This is a genomic window from Acetatifactor sp. (genome assembly GCF_982438285.1).
In genome coordinates, this window is record NZ_CEWDFQ010000293.1 from 1 (window position 1) to 3,943 (window position 3,943).

4 protein-coding genes and 1 pseudogene are annotated in these 3,943 nt (G+C 49.9%); 1 reads left to right on the forward strand and 4 read right to left on the reverse strand.

Going from position 1 to position 3,943, the window contains the following annotated elements; translation table 11 throughout:
• Nucleotides 1-849: GlgB N-terminal domain-containing protein (locus tag AC1WIP_RS12635; protein WP_481142164.1), on the reverse strand; the 849-nt coding region annotated here is incomplete at its 3' end.
• Nucleotides 850-865: 16 nt separating this feature from the next.
• A complete protein-coding gene (locus AC1WIP_RS12640; RefSeq protein WP_481142165.1) occupies nucleotides 866-2,110 on the reverse strand; it encodes a DUF1015 domain-containing protein in 1,245 nt (414 codons plus the stop codon).
• A 133-nt stretch (nucleotides 2,111-2,243) separates the two neighbouring features.
• Between AC1WIP_RS12640 and AC1WIP_RS12645 the strand changes: the two genes are divergently transcribed.
• Entirely contained in the window at nucleotides 2,244-2,522 is a 279-nt protein-coding gene (locus tag AC1WIP_RS12645; protein WP_481142166.1) for a hypothetical protein, read from the forward strand.
• Between the two features lie 102 nt (nucleotides 2,523-2,624).
• Here the strand turns inward: AC1WIP_RS12645 and AC1WIP_RS12650 are convergent, their stop codons facing one another.
• Nucleotides 2,625-3,791, reverse strand: a complete 1,167-nt coding sequence (locus tag AC1WIP_RS12650) for a phosphoglycerate dehydrogenase (protein WP_481142167.1) — start codon at nucleotides 3,789-3,791, stop codon at nucleotides 2,625-2,627.
• A 1-nt stretch (nucleotide 3,792) separates the two neighbouring features.
• Nucleotides 3,793-3,943, reverse strand: a pseudogene (locus AC1WIP_RS12655) (3-phosphoserine/phosphohydroxythreonine aminotransferase); the annotation flags it as partial.

The window sequence follows — 3,943 nt, forward strand, 5'->3', positions numbered from 1 at the left end:
ATCCCTGTAATTTGCGTAGTCCTCCCCCTCCTTGGGATCTACAAAGGAACCAAGATACATTTCGTATACGCTCACAGGCACATTGCCTGTCTGGAATTTTGCCCTGTTTTTGAGAAAGGCCTCATCCTCCCAGACGAACCCATTCAGGTCAGCGATCACCGACGCCGTCTCCGGTCTTTTCTGGGCAGCGTTCCCGTAGGGGTCCGCCTTCAAATAGGTGAGTCCCCCTTTCAGCTTAAGCTCAAATTTATAATTGTCCCCAGCCTTGGCGTCCGGCACAAACAGCTCGAAAATTCCGGAATCCCAAAGCCTTCTCATCTGATGGACGCGGCCGTCCCACTGATTGAAATCCCCCACAACGCTGACGCGGAGGGCATTGGGCGCCCAGACTGCAAAATAAGTGCCTCTTTCTCCCTCATGCTCCATGGGGTGAGCCCCCAGCTTTTCATAGATGGTATAGTGAATGCCGTTTTTGAATTTTTCCGTATCGCTTTTTGTAATCACAGGACTATGTCTATAGGGGTCTTTTCGGGTGACACTGACGCCGTTTCCATAGATAACCAGATATTGATATGCTTTAAGCTGCTTTTCGGGAAGCAGCACAGCAAAATAACCATCCTCATCTGCTGTTTCCATGGCGATATCACAGCCCCCGGCCTCTTTTTCTTCTCCTGCCGGTTCTTCGTCCAGCTGGAGAAACACCTCCTTGGCCCCCGGGAAATATGCCTGTACCAGCGTCTGTCCCCCAGCCTTGTGAGGTCCTAACAGTGCGTGCGGATTATCGCTCTCTGAATAAATGATCTCCTCTATTTTGGGCCAGTTCATCAATTTATATAATTTGTTTGTCATAAGAGTCTCCCTTCCCTTATCGAATTTCCAGATCATGCAAAAACAGGCCGCTTCTGAGCTTGGGCTCAAACCAGGTGGACTTGGGCGGCATAAGCCTTCCTGCGTCCGCCACTGCAAACAGCTCTTCTATGGAGGTGGGATACAGGGAAAAGGCTGCCTTCATGTCCGTATGCACTCTCCGCTCCAGCTCCCCAAGCCCTCTGATACCGCCCACAAAATCAATGCGTTTGTCAGTTTTCGGATCCTGTATGCCCAAAATCGGTCCCAGCACATGGTCCTGCAGAATGGATACGTCCAATCCCGCCACCGCATCCTTGCTTTTTACAGCCTCCTTTGCCGTAAGCAGATACCACTCTCCTTCCAGATACATGCCAAAGCTTCCTTTTTTGTCCGGCTTACAAGGAGTTTTCCCCCATTTTTTCACCGTAAAGCCTTCCGTCAGTTTTTTTAAGAAGTCTTCCGGCTCAAGTCCGTTTAAGTCCTTCACCACGCGGTTGTAATCCAGAATATGCAGCTCATCATCCGGGAAAAGCACGGAGAGAAAATAATTATATTCCTCCTGCCCCGTAAAATCCGGATGGGCCTGCCTGCGCATCTGCCCCACTCTCACCGCAGAAGCGCACCTGTGATGTCCATCCGCAATATACAGGCTGGGAATCGCAGCAAAGGTCTTTTTTATCTCCGCAATCTTCTTTTTCTCAGAAATCACCCATACTCTGTGAACAACCCCATCGGGGGCGGTGAAATCATACACCGGTTCGCTTTCTTTTGCTGAAGCCACAATTTCCCTTAAGGTGTCGTTCGCCCGGTATGTAAGGAAAATAGGGCCTGTCTGCATATTGCAGGCATCCACATGGCAGATGCGGTCCTTCTCCTTTTCCGCTCTGGTATTTTCGTGCTTTTTGATCACTCCTGTGCTGTAATCGTCTATGGAAGCGCAGGCTACGATTCCGGTCTGTGATGCGCCATCCATAATCTGCTCGTACAAATAATAACAAGGCGTTTCCTCCTGCACAAAACGCCCCTCCTGTATCTGGCTCCAAAGAAGCTCGGCGGCCCTTTTATATACCCTTGGGTCGCAGGTGTCCACCTCCGGGCCAAACCCGGTCTCCGCCCTGTCAATAGCCAGAAAAGAATCGGGATTCTTCTCCACCTCTCTGCAGGCTTCCTCTCTGTTGTACACATCATAGGGCAGCGCAGCTATCCTGCCTGCCAGGTCCGCCCTGGGACGGTATGCCCGAAAGGGCTTGATCTCAGCCATAGCCTCCATCCTCTTTTCTTAAAATTGTTTATTTTTATTTTATCAAATAAAACTATACATAACAAGCATCCGGTGCTAAAATGTTTTCAGGGAAGAAAATGCGCGGCGAAAACCGCGCGGAAATGAGGAAAACATGACAGACGAGCATAGAAAAATATTAGAGAGAATCAACGCTTACGCAGAGGAGGTAATGGCCGATATCGATCCTCAGAAGGTACAGGTTTCCGTTCAGCTGGACAAGCTGCGGCCCATCATGGAGACCATCTCTGCAGAAATGGAAATGAGTCTGGAGGATTTCTTTATTCTGTATATGGATATTCAAAGCGAGGCCTCCTGTCTCTCCGATCAAAAGCTCAGGGATGAGCTGCGGGACTTAAATGAGGGCGACGGGGCTCCTCTTTTATATCGCTGAGCTAATGGCATGCAGCTGAAATACTTCATGAAAAAGGCCGTCAGGCACACTCTCAAGGAGCTGCCTGACGGCCTTTTTTTGTGTACGCCTTAAGGCGCGCACTCAGCCTCTCACGATTCTCACTCTGAATACACCCTCCAGATTTTCCAGAGTATTTACAATTTCCTGGGTGGGCGCTGCCTCTACATCCAGCATGGTGTAAGCCACCTCTCCTCTGGATTTGTTGATCATATCGCTGATATTGATCCCCTTATCTCCAAAGGCCGCCGTAAATTTCGTAATCATATTTGCAATATTCTTGTGGAAAATAGCCACTCTTCCCGCCTTTGTGCACACACCCATGTCGCAGGCAGGATAATTCACGCTGTTTTTGATGTTTCCGTTTTCCAGATAATCCTTCAGCTCCTCCACAGCCATCTTTGCACAGTTGTCCTCGGACTCCTCCGTGCTTGCGCCCAGATGTGGGATCACAATGCAGCCCTTCTTTCCTGCTGTGACCGTATTGGGGAAGTCGGACACATACCTGTATATTTTCCCGCTCTCAATGCCCTCCAGCACATCCTCTTCCTTTACAAGCAGGTCTCTGGCAAAATTCAGGATCACCACGCCATCCTTCATTTTGCTCATAGCCTCTTTGTCTATCATTCCTCTGGTAGAGTCCAGGAGGGGCACATGGATGGTAATGTAATCGCACTGGGCGTAAATGTCATCCACGTTAAACACATGCTTCACGTCTCTGCTCAGATTCCAGGCCGCATTCACAGACACATAAGGGTCATACCCATATACCTCCATGCCAAGATGAACCGCAGCGTTGGCCACCTTTACGCCGATGGCTCCAAGGCCGATGACGCCCAGCTTTTTGCCCAGAATCTCAGTCCCGGCAAAATGCTTTTTCTCCTTTTCCGCAGCCTTGGCAATATTCTCATCGTCCTTTGCCGATTTCACCCATTCGATGCCTCCAACCACATCTCTGGCCGCCAGAAGCATGCCTGCAAGCACAAGCTCCTTTACGCCGTTTGCATTTGCGCCGGGGGTATTAAATACCACGATGCCCTTTTCGGCACATTTATCAAGAGGGATGTTGTTGACGCCTGCGCCCGCCCTTGCCACTGCAAGGAGTCCTGGGGGCAGCTCCATTTCGTGCATGGACGCGCTTCTTACCAAAATACCCTGAGCGTCCTTTGCATCACTGCACAGCTCATATCCTTCCGTCAGATTCTGCAGACCCATCTGCGAAATAGGATTCAGACAATTAATATAAAACATTTTAACTCTCCTTTGCATTTTCCGCTTCAAATTTCTTCATAAACGCAACCAGCTTTTCCACGCCCTCGATAGGCATAGCGTTGTAGATGCTGGCGCGCATGCCGCCCACTGTCCTGTGTCCCTTTAAGTTTTCAAAGCCTGCAGCCTTGGCC

Coding starts and splice junctions, on each gene's coding strand:
- AC1WIP_RS12640 (WP_481142165.1), bottom strand. CDS start 2,110: ATGGCTGAGATCAAGCCCTTTCGGGCATACCGTCCCAGGGCGGACCTG.
- AC1WIP_RS12645 (WP_481142166.1), top strand. CDS start 2,244: ATGACAGACGAGCATAGAAAAATATTAGAGAGAATCAACGCTTACGCA.
- AC1WIP_RS12650 (WP_481142167.1), bottom strand. CDS start 3,791: ATGTTTTATATTAATTGTCTGAATCCTATTTCGCAGATGGGTCTGCAG.